A 15,803-nucleotide genomic window follows, 5' to 3' on the forward strand; every position below is an offset into this window, starting at 1 on the left:
GAAATGTAAATAGGCTCTATGCTATTCTAAACGTAGAAAAAGAAAAATAACTCGAGAAATCAAGATGCAATCACTTAAAGCTTTTTTTTACGCAAGTATATTAAGTATTCTGATCTCACCCACATATGCTGGTGGTACAACTCAATTTTATGTACAAGGCTGTTGCAGTAACATGGGTGGAATTAGTTATTGTGATTCTTCAGCAGGACGGCTTGTGTGTAAAAATGGTTTTTACTCAGCATGTTATTGCACACCACACGCAGTAATGGATTTGCAACTATTTCGAGGTTGCTGCTTATGGAAAGGTGGCCCTGTTACTACCTACAGCATAACAGGATTCGTTGTATGTAATGATGGTTCTATATCTGAAGAATGCTCTTTGAATCCAGAACAGAAAATTGCAGCGTGGTAAGTTTCCGATCTATACTTCGTGGCTTCTACTATTCCGTGCAGTATAACCATCAGGACCCGCCATGCTCGCTCAGATACAATCTACTGTCAGCTTATTAAAGAAACAAAAGCCCTTGATCCTTTGCCTAACCAATTACGTCACTATGGATTTTATGGCGAATAGCCTATTGGCTATAGGTGCGGCACCACTTATGTCTGAGTCTCGAGAAGAAATTGAAGAATTAGTCCATCTTAGCCAAGCCATATATGTCAACATAGGTACTCTAAATGATCCATTTATGGAAAGAGCCCTATTCGCAGCTCAGATTGCAAACTCTATAGGTAAACCATTAATTCTTGATCCTGTTGGCGCCGGCGCAAGCACACTCCGTACTTCCTCAGCAATGAAATTACTTCCTTATGCCCAAATTATCAGAGGAAATGCAAGTGAAATCATTTCATTAGCAGGTTCAAATGGAATGACAAAAGGTGTTGAAAGCGCTGATTCAGTAACTACTGCCATCCAAAGTGCACACTTGTTGGCACAATCACAGACAACGATTGTAGTGAGCGGGCCTAAAGATTTTATAACGAATGGCGTGCAGAATAAAATACTGCCCTTTGGCTCGAGTTTTATGCCACTTATCACAGGAATGGGTTGTACCATGACTGCTGTTCTTAGTGCATTTATTGCATGTCATTCTGATTATTTTCAAGCAGCGCTGCAAGCAACTGCTTATTTTGGTTTATGCGGGCAATTAGCTCATGAGCAAGCAAAAGCCCCCGCCTCTTTCAAACAAGTATTTATCGACAATCTGTTTCATCCTGACTGGTCTTTGATGTCACAAACCATTGAGAGGGTATCACAAGATGCAGTATAAAGCTTTATCCATAGCAGGATTTGATGGTTCTGGTGGTGCGGGAATTCAGGCGGATCTAAAAACCTTTTCCGCTTTAGGGTGTTATGGAATGACTGTTCTTACAGCCTTACCTGTACAAAACACATCTGGCGTTAAGCACTGCTACAATATACCTTTACAAGCTATAGACGATCAGCTTAATGTCCTGTTTGATGACATCAAACCCGACGGCATAAAACTTGGTATGCTCTTTAATAGCGAGATAATTGAGCTGGTTTCTTCATTTCTTAAAAGAAAAGCAATTGATATTCCCATTGTTATTGATCCTGTAACTGTCGCTAAAAGTGGTGATCCTTTACTATTACCAGAAGCTGTAAGTTCGTTAATTACTCAGCTGATGCCACTTGCTACACTAATTACTCCGAATCTCCCTGAAGCTGCTGCGTTTACCGGGATAAATGCGACGAACGAAGAAGAAATGTTGGATGTTGGTAATAAACTACTTGAATTTGGTTCCAAATATGTCTTGCTCAAAGGGGGACATCTACAATCTCCAGAATCGAATGATTTATTAATGGGAACAAATGGAGACATTCATTGGTTTACAAACCCAAGAATTAACTCTAAAAACACCCATGGAACTGGGTGCACTCTTTCGGCAGCAATAACAGCCTGTCTTGCTCAAAATATTGATTTAATTACCTCGTGTCGCATTGCAAAAAATTATTTATTCCATGCCATACATGCCGCAAAAGAACAAAGTGTTGGCCTGGGAAATGGGCCAGTACATCATTTTTATCATCTTTGGCCAGTTCAGCTCGACAATATTTAAAGATATAGCTTTGATGTTTTGAAGCCTTGGTGAGGCGAAACCTGGGGAGTCACTAATAGGAAAACTCGGGTTACAGTTTGCGCCTTCACCCAAGCTACAAAGTAGTTGAACTAAAGGACTTAAGAACCCGCATTAAGTTCGTATTGAATCTTAACTAATTCTTTAAGTGTGGCATGCGCTCTTTTTTCAATTAGCTCACCAAAACATAAAGCACTGAAGAAGATTAATAAATAGCCTATTGTTGAATAGCAAAATACCGTATCTGAGAAACATAGCATACAAAAAGAAACCAGCAGTCCTAAAAGGAATGGTTTCATTTCTTTAAGTTGGAATGTGGTAACCAATAAAGCCCCTAAAAAAGCAATAAAAAGTACCAAACCAATCAAGCCCTGCTCTGCAAGAATCAGCCAATATTGGCCATGGGGATCATTCAGTTTATGCCCCCAAGAAGGAACTGGTTGATCTTTAGAGAAACTGTATTGGAACCCTCCTGTTCCTACACCAACCACAGGATTTTTTTCAAATAAAGATTGAGCATAATGATGAAACTGTATTCTGAAACCCAAAGAAGTATTGGTTTGATTATTTTGCAATAGCTTAATATCATTTATCATCATGTGAGCATGTGTTTGCATGACAGGGCTTAAAGCATAGATCAGACTAATCATACCCAGAAAAGTCATAATGCCTATAAACGCTTTTTTAGGTGGAAATTTTTGAATAATCAATAGTGACATTAAAATTCCATAAGCAACATAGCCTGTTCTTCCCGTATTGATAAAAAATATTTGATAACTTCCTAATAACATCATAAATATATAAACAATTCGCAATCCGCTGTTTATATTAGCTTGAAACACTAAGATTCCAGCAAAATAAACCCCTAAAGCGATCATAAAACCAGTAACAATATGATTATAAAAAACTTCTCCAGGATCCGGGGTATTTATCATCAGAAGATTTTTTGCTTTAAGTATTGAAAGGAAACAAGTAAGTAACGCCACGAAAATATAGCTATTTAAACTCCAAAATCTTGTTTGTGGTTTAATAAAACCTACAGCAAGAATGGGTAAGAAAATTAACTTGTAATATTTATCAATCACATTGTATCGCATTGATAAAGGTGCTTCTGACCAAAAACAAGAAATGAGAATATAAATAAATAAAATAAGCGCAGCACGGGCCCATAATGTATTCAAAGCATAACTTAAATAGGCTCTATAATAAGGAGCGAACAGTAATAAGAGTAAGGTTGGTATGATTAAAATTGATTTGATGCTGGAACTTATAGGGATAAAAAAAATCAACAGAACAAGAAAAATAGGAACTAATAAATTAGTTTTTTCTTTTAACAAGTCCAAGCTCAAATTAATTCCTCAGCACTTTTTGCCAAAGAAGGCAATTGATCTAAGTTACTGTCTTGATAAAGCTGTTTAATGCCACGATAAAACGTTCCTTGTGCATTAAACACCGCAAATAAAAAGCCCAATCGTCCATCTAAAAATCCACGCTGCAAAATATAACATCGCAAAAACATCCACGAAGTACTTGCCATAGTCTTAATGAAACTTGGCTTTCTTTTTTTCATGAGATATGTTTTTGCACTATAAGATGAATATTTATTCATTTTATAAAGCACATGACTCACATCTTTAAACGAATGGTGCATAATGCTATTTTTGATTTTACCAATACGGATCCCTTCTGGAAGCACGATTTTTTCATGCACAATATCATTACTAAAATGTGCATTTGCACGTTTAAAAAGACGAATATGGCGCTTGGGACTAGAAGAATACCTTAGGGGCTGATTATAAAAATACATTTGAATTGCAACCCTAAAAGCGTCCGCTGAATCAGATGCCATCGCATCAAGAATTTCCTGTTGCAATTGTTCACTTACTGATTCATCAGCATCAAGATTCAATACCCAATCACCCTGAGCTTTTGATAAAGCTCTTTGTTTTTGCACACCATAACCAGGCCAGTCAGTAGAAAACACGTTTTCGGTATATTCTTTGGCAATGGGAACTGTTTTATCGGTGCTTCCCGAATCCAGAACAATTATCTCATCTGCAAATTGAACGGATTCGAGACACCGTCTAATATTCCTCTCTTCATTTTTGGTTATTATTATTACAGTCAACGTCATTTAAAAAACGCCCTCTCTATGATCATGACTATCAAAATGTAATTTACCATCTTTAACTTTCAAGGTTACATGGCCACCATGCATTAACTTACCAAATAAAAGTTCGTCAGCAAGAGGCTTTTTAACATTTTCTTGAATCAGCCTGGCCATTGGACGAGCGCCCATTACTTTGTCATAACCATGCTCAATAAGCCATTCACGAGCCATTTTATCCACATTAAAAGTAACGCCTTTATGACTTAATTGTTCATCCAACTCCATAATGAACTTATCAACGACTAAACCTATAGTTACTGCATCTAATGGAGCAAAATTAATGATTGCGTCGAGTCTGTTTCTAAACTCAGGGCTAAATTGCTTTTTAATTACCTCAAGGCCATCATTGCTGTTGTCTTGTTGTGAAAAACCGATAGAGTTTCGTACTAACTCACCTGCACCGGCATTAGAGGTCATTACCAAAATGATATGTCTAAAGTCTGCTTGACGACCATTAGTATCAGTTAAAGTACCATGATCCATAATTTGCAATAACAAATTAAATACATCTGGATGTGCTTTTTCTATTTCATCAAGCAATAACACCGCATGAGGATTTTTAGTCACAGCCTCTGTCAACAAACCACCTTGATCATAACCAACATATCCTGGAGGAGCACCAATTAAGCGTGAAACAGTATGTTTTTCCATATATTCAGACATATCGAAACGAAGTAATTCTATGCCTAAAACATTAGCTAATTGTCGAGTGACTTCTGTTTTTCCCACACCTGTTGGCCCTGCGAATAGGAAACAACCAACTGGTTTTTGCGGATCTCTCAGGCCAGAGCGTCCTAATTTAATTGCAGAAGCTAATGCCGTAATTGCTTGATCTTGTCCGTAAACTAAAAGTTTCAAATCACGTTCTAAATTACGCAAGGTATCTTTATCACGAGCAGATACTTTCTTAATGGGGATGCGTGCAATTTTTGCAACAACACTCTCAATTTCAGTGACACTAATTATTTTCTTACGCTTGCTTGCTGTTAATAAATTTTGATATGCGCCTGCTTCATCAACAACATCGATTGCTTTATCAGGCAAAAATCGATCATTAATGTATTTAGCAGACAGTTCAGCAGCCGCTTTCAATGCAGGAATCGTAAATTTGACGCCATGATGCTCTTCCAATCGCCCTTTTAACCCTTTCAATATTTCAAAAGTTTCATCTATTGTAGGCTCAGGAATATCTATCTTTTGGAAACGTCTTGCTAAGGCTCTGTCTTTTTCAAAAATACCACGGTATTCCTGATAAGTTGTAGAACCAATGCATTTTAGCTCGCCATTTGCCAGTAAAGGTTTAATTAAATTTGATGCATCCATAACACCACCTGATGCTGCACCAGCACCAATAATAGTATGAATTTCATCAATAAACAGAACAGCGCCTTCTTGTTGTCCTAATTGCTTTAATACAGCTTTTAATCGTTTTTCAAAATCACCACGATACTTAGTACCAGCAAGTAACGCGCCAAGATCGAGTGAGTAAACAATGCAGTCACGGATTGCATCAGGTATTTCACCGTCTACTATACGTCGAGCAAGTCCCTCAGCAATTGCGGTTTTGCCAACACCTGCTTCACCAACAAGCAATGGATTATTCTTCCTGCGACGGCACAATACTTGAATTGTACGTTGGATTTCTTCGTGGCGTCCGATTAAAGGATCTATTTTACCTTGTTTTGCACGTCTGTTGAGGTTTGTGCAATAACTTTCTAAAGGTGACTCATTACCTTCTGATGAACTCATATCATCTTCCATAGAGTTCATGTTCTCATGCATGTCATTGTTTTGATACTTAGAAACACCATGAGAAATATAATTAATCACATCAAGTCGAGTGATATTCTCACGTCGTAAGAAATAAACTGCCTGGCTTTCTTGTTCGCTAAAAATTGCTGCTAAAACGTTAGCCCCCGTTACCTCTGTTTTCCCCGCAGATTGAACATGGAACACAGCGCGTTGCAGTACTCGTTGAAAACCTAAAGTTGGCTGAGTTTCTCTATCTAACTCATCCTCAGGAATTCTAGGCGTAGTTTCATCAATGAACTCTACTAAATCACGGCGTAGTGCTTCAATATTTGCATCACATGCTTGCAATACACTTCCAGCCGCTGGGTTATCAAGCAATGACAACAACAAATGCTCAACGGTCATAAATTCATGACGTTTCTCTTTTGCTTCCTTGAAAGCTAAATTCAAGGTGAATTCAAGTTCTTTATTTAACATTGTCGTTGCTCCTCTTCAGCCCACAGCAAATTACTCGGGTTCCATGCTGGATAGCAATGGGTGCTGATTCATTCTGGCGTATTCATTTACCAGCGCTACTTTTGTTTCTGCTATATCTCGCGTAAATACCCCACATACGCCTTTTCCTTGGATATGAACCTGTAACATCACCTGAATCGCAATTTCTTCGTTAAGATGAAAAAAATGCTTCAGTACATCAACTACAAAATCCATAGGTGTATAATCATCATTGAGCAACACCACCTTGTACTTTCTAGGCACCCTAATTTCTGTGCCCAACTCCGGCTCAGCAACTTCATGCCTTACAATTTCCTCTAGATTTTGCCCAGTCATAATATACAACCTCTATATTATTTTTATAGACTCACTATGCACTTTTGGCCAGTAAAATCAGTTATTTTTAATGAAAAAATTAGCCTTTGAAATAATCAAAAACATATTGGTTAGATAGCATTCATTACGGTATAAACTGAAAAAAGGTATAAATTTGTAGCCTTAGCAATGTAAGATGCCCTAAGAGACAGCCTTCGCACTCTCAAATGACTTCTACATTTCACTTCGGCTACATCATACCCATACAATTTACATCTGCTTAATTATTTCATCTCCAAAACCAGAGCTACTAACCAAAGTAGCGCCAGTCATACCACGCTCAAAATCATAAGTTACAGTTTTGGCGGCTATAGCACCTTGCATGCCTTTGATAATTAAATCTGCGGCTTCATTCCATCCCATATGACGTAACATCATTTCAGCAGAAAGAATAATCGAACCTGGGTTTACCTTATTCTTACCAGCATATTTTGGTGCTGTTCCATGAGTTGCTTCAAATACAGCAACTTCATCACTGATGTTCGCACCTGGTGCAATACCAATGCCACCTACTTGAGCTGCCAAAGCATCAGAAATATAATCACCATTTAAATTAAGTGTAGCAATAACACTGTAATCTTCTGGTCTTAAAAGGATTTGCTGGAGAAACGCATCGGCAATGACATCATTAATGATGATTTGCTTACCTGTTTTAGGATTTTTGATTTCCATCCAAGGACCACCTTCATATTCCTTGGCGCCAAAAACATCACGCGCAACTTGATAGCCCCAATCTTTAAATGCACCTTCGGTAAATTTCATAATATTACCTTTATGCACTAAAGTAACCGTATGACGATCATTATCAATTGCATATTGGATTGCTGCTCGTACTAAACGTGTAGTTCCTTCTTTAGAAACTGGTTTAATTCCTATGCCGCAGTGCTCAGGAAAACGGATTTTTTTAACGCCCATATCCTTCATTAAGAACTCAATTACTTTCTTTGCTTCAGGAGTATCTGCTTGCCATTCAATACCAGCATAAATGTCTTCCGAGTTTTCTCTAAAAATAACCATGTCTGTTTTTTCTGGTTCTTTAAGTGGGCTTGGAACGCCAGTGAAGTAACGAATTGGTCGTAAACACGTGTAGAGATCCATTTCTTGGCGAATTGCCACATTAAGTGAACGAATCCCACCACCAACTGGAGTCGTTAAGGGGCCTTTAATTGAAACAACATATTTTTTCATCGCATCTAAAGTCTCTTTAGGCAACCATTGATCGGCACCATAAACTTTAGTTGCCTTTTCACCGGCATAAACTTCCATCCAAGCAATCTTTCTCTTATCGCCGTATGCTTTAGCAACTGCGGCATCAACAACTCGAATCATAGGTGGTGTTACATCTACACCAATACCATCCCCTTCAATAAAAGGAATAATGGGATTATTAGGTACACGAAGTGACAGATCTGGAGCAACAGTAATAGCTTCACCGTGTGAAGGCACTTTGATTTTATCGTATGTCATTGACAACTCCGTAAAATTAGAGAAAAGGCAATGATAGCATGTGATAACTTGGAATCCCAAGTATCATTTTTATTTAATTACTTCACTTGGATGCTTACTAAGCAACCGAATTAAATACCTAGCATTTTATTCGGTTTTGCTTATGCATGTTGCAGCATTTTAATTTGCTCAAAGAGTTGATCATATCCTGCCTCAACATTGATATAATCATTTTTTGCCAAATAAATAGACAATGACCCATCATCTGTTGCAGAAGATTTTTGCAAAACACCATTATATCCTTTGCTTTTTAAACGAAGAAAATCATTGATTTTGGTGACTAGATAAAAATTACGGAAATAATTTTCAGGAATCATATGAATCGCCTGTGCATCATTTTCTAATGAATTTCCTGGAAGATAATCTTTAAGTGAATAACTTGAATTATTATGCACGGCAACTACTTTGCCTTTAGGCAGTAATTGTTTGATTTTACTTGCCAATTTATTTACTTCTCGATGCGCTTGCGGATTATATTGGCCAAACTGAGATAAGGTTTTTTTAATTCCATTATCTGTAAAAATACGATTTGGATCAAATTCATAACGTTGGTTATTTAAACGGAATACTATGTTACGTCCTCCAGAATGGACTAAAGTAATAAGGCTCCCTCCTTCCTTTTGAATCACCGCCTGAGCAGCCTTTAGAGCTGTTTGTTCATTATGGTGCACATGAATATAAGTTTTTCCCCTACCTACTACATGCTTAATTTCTACTTTTTCATCACCAACCATAACAACATGATTCATCCCATAGGCAAATTGACAGAAAAAAAGTGAAACCAGCATTGTGTATTTCATAAACAACAGCCATCCAAGTGTAATTTTACAGTGCCGGCTATTGTACAATAATTAACCTATAAAAACAATGAGTTGACTAAAGGAATTGCTCACAATAGCGAAAACACCTACTATAAGCGCTCTTAACGCTTTTTATAAAATCTCTAATGTCTGAAATTATTCTGTTCAATAAACCATATGGTATCGTCAGTCAATTTTCTGGAGATGAGCATGAGCACACATTAGCTGCATTTATTAATAAGCCTAATTTTTATGCAGCAGGACGATTAGATAAAAATAGTGAAGGATTGTTATTATTAACGAATGATGGAGCATTACAACATCGATTAACTCATCCAAAATTTGAGAAAAGAAAATATTATTGGGTGCAAGTCGAAGGAATACCCTCTGAAGCCGATTTAGAGCCGCTTAAAAAAGGTTTGGTTCTTAAAGATATTCGCTTTTTGCCCGCAGAAGTTAGACTGATTAATGAGCCGCAATTATGGCCTCGAAATCCTCCAATCCGTTTCAGACAAAATATCCCTACTTGCTGGTTAGAAGTTATTTTAAAAGAGGGTAAGAATCATCAGGTTCGCAAAATGACTGCGGCAATTGGTTTTCCCACATTAAGATTAGTACGACATCAAATTGGTGATTGGAAATTAGAAAATTTACAACCTGGTGAATATAGAACAATACAGCACGATTTCAAATATCGTGTATAACCTGGACAAGGCCCTACCTACATCAAACTACATTTTTCAACGATAAACCAATCGCTTCAATAAAGTGTCTTCTCCTAGTAGGCGAATCCATGGCCAGAGGAACATACCCACTAAAGCACTTGTTACAGGTGTGAATAAACTATAATTAAAGCCGAGTAGCGCGGTGATTAAAGAAATAATCGATTGATATAAAAGACAAAAAAATCCAATCAAGCAAATTTGCTGCATCATAGAAAAAAATTGGAATCGTCTCGATTTGTTGGAAGCAAGCCAGGTTACCGAAAGTAAAGCAAATGAATGTTCTCCAATTACTGTTGCAAGTAACACATCCAATAATAACCCCACAAACAACAATGTGGTCAGTCTAAAATTACCCGGCAAAAAATATTCTATATACAGTACAAGCAATAAAACCCAAGGAGGTCGAAAAGCAGAGATTAACTCAGGCATAGGTAAAATAGACAAAAGCAGAGCCACAGTAAATCCCAAGCACAAACGTACGCGAAGATTTCTCATCACATCGTCTCCTTAGCATTTAAACGCTCATTAATTTGTGCATTCAATTGCTCTTGCTCGGCATCAGGCCAGATCAGCAATACAAGTCGATTACGATTAAGAAGTGCAACCGGTTTCACTTTCACTTTGACAAAATCTTCGCCAGGAATGCTATTTACCTCTTCGACAGATCCCACAGGGTAACCTTCTGGATAATGCCTATCTAAACCTGAGGTGACCAATACATCACCAGGATGAATTGAGGAAGTTTTGGGTAAATTAATTAAGGATAATTTCTCTATATCATTTGTGCCAACAAGAATTGCCCGCTCTCCGGTGCGATTGTTGCGCACAGGCACTGCACTCTTAGAGTCAGAAATAAGTAAGACTGTACTGGTTATAGGACCAACATCAACAATTTGCCCCATAACACCTTTGGCATCCAGAACAGGCTGGCCTACATAAGCACCATCACGTTTTCCTTTGTTTAAAACAACTACTTGACGCGAATTGCTGGTATCAACAGCAAGGATTTGGGCCGCCATTGCACGCATTTCTGCCTGTGATGAAGTAAGGAGCAACTCTTTTAGTTGTGAGTTTTCCTTTTGAATCACAATTAACTTTTGTAATTCTGCTTCCAACATGGCTTGCTGGTAACGCAATTGCATATTTTCTGCGATTAATGATTTTTTCGCGCTGACAAGTGACTGCACCCAGCCAATTACTCGCACAGGATAATCTACCGCATATTGCAAAGGGGCAACAATAAAGGAAAAGCCACTACGCACATTATCTAGATAACGATAGTGATAATCAGAGAACATTAAAAAAACAGAAAAAACAAGAGCGAGTACAAATCCTATAGAACTGTACCCGCTCCTGCTAAATAATCTGTTGTATGTTTTATTCTGTTGAGAGGAAATCACCGCCACGCAAGTCCATGGTTTCTAAAGCTTTACCACCACCACGTGCTACACAGGTTAGCGGATCTTCAGCAATTAATACAGGTAAACCAGTTTCTTCCATCAGCAGAGTATCGATGTTTTTCAACAAAGCCCCGCCTCCAGTGAGAACCATACCACGCTCAGCAATATCGGCTGCCAGTTCAGGTGGAGCTAATTCTAACGCCGCTCTCACAGCACCAACAATGCCGGATAAAGGCTCTTGCAGTGCTTCCAATATTTCAGCACTGGTCAGGATGAAGCTACGAGGAACACCTTCAGCAAGGTTTCTTCCACGAACTTCTATTTCAAATAAATCACGGCTTGGAAACGCTGAGCCAATTTCATGCTTAATGCGTTCTGCTGTAGTCTCACCAATTAACGTACCGTAGTTGCGGCGTACATAAGATACAATAGCATCATCAAATTTGTCGCCACCAATACGCACCGATTGATGATAGACAATACCACTTAAAGAAATAATAGCAACTTCCGTGGTGCCGCCACCTATATCCACAACCATAGAGCCACTGGCTTCTTCTACAGGCATTCCAGAGCCTAAAGCAGCTGCCATAGGTTCTTCAATTAGAAATACTTCGCGAGCTCCAGCACCCATTGCAGACTCACGAATTGCACGACGTTCTACTTGTGTAGAGCCGCAAGGAACACAAACCAGAACACGCGGGCTTGGTCTTAAAAATTTATTTTCATGAACTTTATGTATGAAATGCTGTAACATTTTCTCAGTAACAAAAAAGTCAGCAATCACACCGTCTTTCATTGGTCTAATGGCATTAATATTGCCTGGAGTCCTTCCCAGCATTCGCTTCGCTTCGAGGCCAACCGCTGCAACTCGTTTTTGTCCTGATTCATTACGCAAAGCAACTACGGAGGGTTCGTTTAAGACAATCCCTTTATCTCTTACATAAATCAATGTATTAGCTGTTCCCAAGTCAATTGATAAGTCGTTGGAAAACACGCCCCTTAATTTTCTGAACATAACCGCAATATCCTGTTCTTTTTTTTGTGCGTTACTTTATCCTAAATTTGGATAAAAATCGACAGTTCTTGCCAACAATTTAAAATTTAAAGAGTGAATTTTTTGTACATCAACGATAATTTTGGATTTTTGAACTATGACAAGAGTCAAGAATGGATTGCTTTTAATACTCTTTACCTATTCAGTAATTAAAATAGTCCTTTGATTATCAATTTATTTTTCCACATTAATCTTAAATTGGCCGGCCTCCTATTTATTTGGGACCACCATTGCAACGTTTAGGCGAAGTTGTTAGGAGTAGAAGTGCTGATTTTTTATCGGCAACCCAGTTTACGACTTTACCTTCACCCAGACTACTTTTTGAATACAGCAACATATAGTCTTTTTCTATCTCCCTAACAGTATCAGAGAGCAGGTGTTTTGGTGTCTGTTGTAAATACGGCCGTATTTGCGTGTTTCCTTGTCATCCCCAATGGAAAAATCTTCTTAAAATCAATGAACTAGATCAAACCTCCCTTACAACTTTAGTCTAAAACTCATTTTGTGATCAAATTGATCACATTATATACTTCTAGCTACAAGAATTTACTTAAGGTTTTAATATATGCCCAGCAGTTTAAAAGCAAATGAATTATCACAATGGACCCATGGCAATCCGGATCTAATAGCTAAACTTCTTTTTAATCTTTTTTCTTTTTTACAATTAGAAACAAACGAAGGAAAAGATCTTCACTTGGCTTATGCAAAAGTCGCAGAAAATATAAGTAAATTTATAAGCTTACTAGGAGCTCAAAGACTACATATTCCTCAACATGGTAGAGCAGCAGTTGATAATTCCGCCTTGTTAGGTGCTTATTTACGTTTAGGTATAACACTTGATGGCAAGCCTATCGTTGAATTAAGTGGTGAACAAATTGAGGCAGTACATGCTTTTGTTAACCCATTAATCCCTAAAGGTTTTACCCCAAAGCAATTTTTTGAAGGCCTCAAAGGCACTCCATCCCAAAAACATGCAGCAATATTAAAACTTTTAATGTTTAAAGACATTCTTCCTGAACATCAAAAAGGGATGTTCAAAGATAAGTATGTAGAAAAAGTAAATGAACTCATTGAATCCGTACTTAAATTGGTTGACTTCATGCGAACTCCTTTTAACATCTTAGTCCTAGAGGAGAAAGCATCTGTTGGTGCAGCGAAAAAATTGAAACAAAAGGATCCAGGAACCTCAGGGATAGACTTACAATGGACTTCAATGTACAAAGCCATTGGGCAAAGCCTGAAGAATGTTATCACTTTAAAAAAGGGCAAAGCAGAAGAAGCAGAGAAGTTTCTTGAGGAAATAAAGCCAGCATTGAATCAATGTCAACAATGCTTTGCAGTGGCTATTGCTCGTTATGAAGCACAAAAAGAATTTGCCGTAGAAAGCCAAAAACGTGAAGAACGGTTCAGTGAAACCTTTAAAACTCTTGGTTTCCCAGAGGGAGATCCAGAGCAAATCAGCCATTATGTAAATCAATTTAGACAAAGTCTTCTAGTCAAAGAACCGGAACGGGCTGAAGCAATAAAAGCCATGGCACTCACTCAACTTATCTCAGTTTATGCTGCTCAATGGCAAGCAGTTTTAGATAAAACAAAAAAAGAATTAGCTACTTCTAGAGCAGAATTAGAAAAGACAAGTGACACTTTACGAGAAAAAGTGACTACTTTAGATACATCCGAGCAACGCCTAAAAAACATTCAGCAACAAAATGAAACTCTTACGCGTGAATTAAGTGCAGCGAATGAAAAGCTTGAGCAACAACGTATAGAACTCGTGCGATTACAAAAAGTTGAGTCTACTTCCAAAGAAACAATCGAGAAGTTAGAGAGAGAAATAGGAAGAACTGAGATTCAGGTTCAAGAAAAAAGTGCCACTTTAGAAAAGTTGAATGAACAATTAAAGGTTGTTCAAAAAGAAAATGAAGGGTTAAGAGAAAAACTAAGCTCTGCACAAGAACAAGAGCAAACTATTACTTCTCTTAAACAGCAATTAGAAGCCTTAAGCAAAGAAAATAGCTTATTGCGCCAACAGCCAGAAATAGGAAAACACTCCACGGAGTCATCAAGTGAAGTTCCATCCGAAGTGACTCAGCTTCGAACTCGATTAGAGACATTGCAGCAAGAAAATGCACAACTCGAAGAAGAGTTACGTAAAGCAAAACAACCGTTGCCTAAGGAAGTTATTGTTGAACAACCCAAGCCATCTAATTTTAATGGTATAAAATCGGATCTATTGATCGCTCTTGGAAGATTGCGCTTAAATAAAGCAGATACGTTCAAAATAAAAGAAAGAATAATTAAGAGCCAAGATCAAGATTTATCAGCGGTAAGCACTGAAATTATACACTTGCAAAAGATTAATGAGTTTATAGAAACAATCAATAATGGAATTTTGGCACGAGCTGGCTTTTTCTCATCCGATCCACATAAGAAAACTAAAGCAATTGAAACAGCTTTTCAGCAGTTGTCTATTGAAGACAAAAATAAATTATCCACCTTATCTGAAGGTGAAATCAGTGATGAATTAAGCAAAGAAAATGGTAACGAAAGTGATATAGGAAAATTCCTTAAAGCAATTCATCATAAAAGAGGATTTATCCCGGTTCGCGGAGCAACAAGTTTTACCTTCTTTAAGAGTGGAATTAACCGTTTGAAAGATGAATTAGATCAAATTAAGGCACCAACACACGTCTGCTAAATAATTTGATTTATTGTAAGCATTCATGTAATAGCGTCAACTTAAGCACACCAAACGTTCATAATGTACTTGTAGCCTGCGTGAAACGAAGTGAATCCGGGCTTCGAACCTTCACCCAGATTACCCCTAAGTTGACGCTATTATGTAAGCAATTACGACTATTATCTGTCACTGCTGTACTAATTAACACTTACGACAGTGGCATAAAAAAATTGTTTTTTCAGTATGTTTTTTATTCTATTTTATTAATAACAAACACTTGATTTAATTTATCTCGATTCGCAGTCACAAATCGCTGCCCTAAGCCCTTCACATCGGCAAGCTCTTCCAAAGACTTAAAGCCATGATGGCTTTTTCGATAAGCAATAATTGCTTCAGCCCGTTTTTTGCCTATACCCTTTACTGAACCAGTAATCATAGATAAATCCGCAGTATTGAGATCAATTTTATGAATTACGACAGGAGGTTTTTTCTTAACAGATGATTCTTTGGGAATAACTGCATGAGCAGAAAGAGTAACTACAGATAATGACAATACAGCAGCAATAAATTTTGCTTTCATAATTTTCTCCTAATTGTTGGACTAAATGGCTCGATCCAGAGCCGGCAAAAGTATCCCAAGATTTTGGCTTGCTGTCGAGAGTTTTTTTTATTTTTTGCTTTAGGTTCAATGAGTAACGAAAATTTACCCTCATCCGCCCTACGGGCACCTTCTCCCCTGAGGGGAG

General features: G+C 37.8%; 15 protein-coding genes. 5 read left to right on the forward strand and 10 right to left on the reverse strand.

Going from position 1 to position 15,803, the window contains the following annotated elements:
• The first annotated feature begins 64 nt into the window (after positions 1-64).
• The 3 genes from Lste_RS10145 to thiD all read left to right on the forward strand — a co-directional run bounded on the left by Lste_RS10145 (position 65) and on the right by thiD (position 2,082).
• Positions 65-412 carry a hypothetical protein gene (locus Lste_RS10145; protein WP_058510903.1) on the forward strand — a complete coding sequence of 116 codons (348 nt, stop codon included), beginning with the start codon at positions 65-67 and terminating at the stop codon, positions 410-412.
• A gap of 61 nt (positions 413-473) precedes the next feature.
• The gene (gene thiM / locus Lste_RS10150; RefSeq protein ID WP_058510904.1) at positions 474-1,271 is read left to right on the forward strand and encodes a hydroxyethylthiazole kinase; all 798 of its coding nucleotides are present in this window, start codon (positions 474-476) and stop codon (positions 1,269-1,271) included.
• On the forward strand, positions 1,261-2,082 hold the full coding sequence (gene thiD, locus Lste_RS10155; protein ID WP_058510905.1) for a bifunctional hydroxymethylpyrimidine kinase/phosphomethylpyrimidine kinase: 822 nt from the start codon (positions 1,261-1,263) through the stop codon (positions 2,080-2,082). The genes thiM and thiD overlap by 11 nt, the downstream gene beginning before the upstream one ends.
• Before the next feature lie 119 nt (positions 2,083-2,201).
• On the opposite strand, the gene Lste_RS10160 is transcribed toward thiD, so the two are convergent.
• The 6 genes from Lste_RS10160 to Lste_RS10185 all read right to left on the reverse strand — a co-directional run bounded on the left by Lste_RS10160 (position 2,202) and on the right by Lste_RS10185 (position 9,198).
• On the reverse strand, positions 2,202-3,449 hold the full coding sequence (locus Lste_RS10160) for an O-antigen ligase family protein (RefSeq protein WP_058510906.1): 1,248 nt from the start codon (positions 3,447-3,449) through the stop codon (positions 2,202-2,204).
• On the reverse strand, positions 3,446-4,234 hold the full coding sequence (locus tag Lste_RS10165; RefSeq protein ID WP_058510907.1) for a glycosyltransferase family 2 protein: 789 nt from the start codon (positions 4,232-4,234) through the stop codon (positions 3,446-3,448). The genes Lste_RS10160 and Lste_RS10165 overlap by 4 nt, the downstream gene beginning before the upstream one ends.
• On the reverse strand, positions 4,235-6,499 hold the full coding sequence (clpA, locus tag Lste_RS10170; protein WP_058510908.1) for an ATP-dependent Clp protease ATP-binding subunit ClpA: 2,265 nt from the start codon (positions 6,497-6,499) through the stop codon (positions 4,235-4,237).
• Between the two features lie 30 nt (positions 6,500-6,529).
• Positions 6,530-6,853 (reverse strand): ATP-dependent Clp protease adapter ClpS, encoded by a 324-nt coding sequence (gene clpS, locus Lste_RS10175; protein ID WP_058510909.1) that lies wholly within the window; start codon positions 6,851-6,853, stop codon positions 6,530-6,532.
• A 249-nt stretch (positions 6,854-7,102) separates the two neighbouring features.
• On the reverse strand, positions 7,103-8,359 hold the full coding sequence (icd, locus tag Lste_RS10180) for an NADP-dependent isocitrate dehydrogenase (protein WP_058510910.1): 1,257 nt from the start codon (positions 8,357-8,359) through the stop codon (positions 7,103-7,105).
• Between the two features lie 140 nt (positions 8,360-8,499).
• Positions 8,500-9,198 carry a protein tyrosine phosphatase gene (locus Lste_RS10185; protein WP_193393399.1) on the reverse strand — a complete coding sequence of 233 codons (699 nt, stop codon included), beginning with the start codon at positions 9,196-9,198 and terminating at the stop codon, positions 8,500-8,502.
• Positions 9,199-9,344: 146 nt separating this feature from the next.
• Here Lste_RS10185 and Lste_RS10190 point away from each other — a divergent pair, with 146 nt between their 5' ends.
• Positions 9,345-9,902, forward strand: coding sequence for a pseudouridine synthase (locus Lste_RS10190; RefSeq protein ID WP_058510911.1), 558 nt, complete (start codon positions 9,345-9,347; stop codon positions 9,900-9,902).
• Positions 9,903-9,938: 36 nt separating this feature from the next.
• Here the strand turns inward: Lste_RS10190 and mreD are convergent, their stop codons facing one another.
• The 3 genes from mreD to Lste_RS10205 are packed head-to-tail and all read right to left on the reverse strand — an operon-like array spanning position 9,939 to position 12,338.
• Complete coding sequence (gene mreD / locus Lste_RS10195) at positions 9,939-10,418, reverse strand: rod shape-determining protein MreD (RefSeq protein ID WP_058510912.1); 480 nt, start codon at positions 10,416-10,418, stop codon at positions 9,939-9,941.
• A complete protein-coding gene (gene mreC, locus Lste_RS10200; protein WP_058510913.1) occupies positions 10,418-11,323 on the reverse strand; it encodes a rod shape-determining protein MreC in 906 nt (301 codons plus the stop codon). Before mreC ends, mreD begins: the two co-directional genes overlap by 1 nt.
• Positions 11,301-12,338: a rod shape-determining protein gene (locus Lste_RS10205; RefSeq protein WP_003636696.1), complete on the reverse strand. Its 1,038-nt coding sequence runs from the start codon at positions 12,336-12,338 to the stop codon at positions 11,301-11,303. Before Lste_RS10205 ends, mreC begins: the two co-directional genes overlap by 23 nt.
• 604 nt (positions 12,339-12,942) lie before the next feature.
• On the opposite strand from Lste_RS10205, the gene Lste_RS10210 reads away from it, so the two are divergent.
• A complete protein-coding gene (locus Lste_RS10210) occupies positions 12,943-15,075 on the forward strand; it encodes a coiled-coil domain-containing protein (RefSeq protein ID WP_058510914.1) in 2,133 nt (710 codons plus the stop codon).
• Positions 15,076-15,307: 232 nt separating this feature from the next.
• Here the strand turns inward: Lste_RS10210 and Lste_RS10215 are convergent, their stop codons facing one another.
• Complete coding sequence (locus tag Lste_RS10215) at positions 15,308-15,637, reverse strand: ComEA family DNA-binding protein (RefSeq protein ID WP_058510915.1); 330 nt, start codon at positions 15,635-15,637, stop codon at positions 15,308-15,310.
• Positions 15,638-15,803: the final 166 nt, after the last annotated feature.

The organism is Legionella steelei, from assembly GCF_001468005.1.
In the GTDB taxonomy this organism is placed as follows: domain Bacteria; phylum Pseudomonadota; class Gammaproteobacteria; order Legionellales; family Legionellaceae; genus Legionella; species Legionella steelei.

Bases quoted from the DNA above. Each gene is read 5' to 3' on its own strand.
- Lste_RS10145 (WP_058510903.1), top strand. From the start codon at position 65: ATGCAATCACTTAAAGCTTTTTTTTACGCAAGTATATTAAGTATTCTG.
- thiM (WP_058510904.1), top strand. From the start codon at position 474: ATGCTCGCTCAGATACAATCTACTGTCAGCTTATTAAAGAAACAAAAG.
- thiD (WP_058510905.1), top strand. From the start codon at position 1,261: ATGCAGTATAAAGCTTTATCCATAGCAGGATTTGATGGTTCTGGTGGT.
- Lste_RS10165 (WP_058510907.1), bottom strand. From the start codon at position 4,234: ATGACGTTGACTGTAATAATAATAACCAAAAATGAAGAGAGGAATATT.
- clpA (WP_058510908.1), bottom strand. From the start codon at position 6,499: ATGTTAAATAAAGAACTTGAATTCACCTTGAATTTAGCTTTCAAGGAA.
- clpS (WP_058510909.1), bottom strand. From the start codon at position 6,853: ATGACTGGGCAAAATCTAGAGGAAATTGTAAGGCATGAAGTTGCTGAG.
- icd (WP_058510910.1), bottom strand. From the start codon at position 8,359: ATGACATACGATAAAATCAAAGTGCCTTCACACGGTGAAGCTATTACT.
- Lste_RS10185 (WP_193393399.1), bottom strand. From the start codon at position 9,198: ATGAAATACACAATGCTGGTTTCACTTTTTTTCTGTCAATTTGCCTAT.
- Lste_RS10190 (WP_058510911.1), top strand. From the start codon at position 9,345: ATGTCTGAAATTATTCTGTTCAATAAACCATATGGTATCGTCAGTCAA.
- mreD (WP_058510912.1), bottom strand. From the start codon at position 10,418: ATGAGAAATCTTCGCGTACGTTTGTGCTTGGGATTTACTGTGGCTCTG.
- Lste_RS10205 (WP_003636696.1), bottom strand. From the start codon at position 12,338: ATGTTCAGAAAATTAAGGGGCGTGTTTTCCAACGACTTATCAATTGAC.
- Lste_RS10210 (WP_058510914.1), top strand. From the start codon at position 12,943: ATGCCCAGCAGTTTAAAAGCAAATGAATTATCACAATGGACCCATGGC.
- Lste_RS10215 (WP_058510915.1), bottom strand. From the start codon at position 15,637: ATGAAAGCAAAATTTATTGCTGCTGTATTGTCATTATCTGTAGTTACT.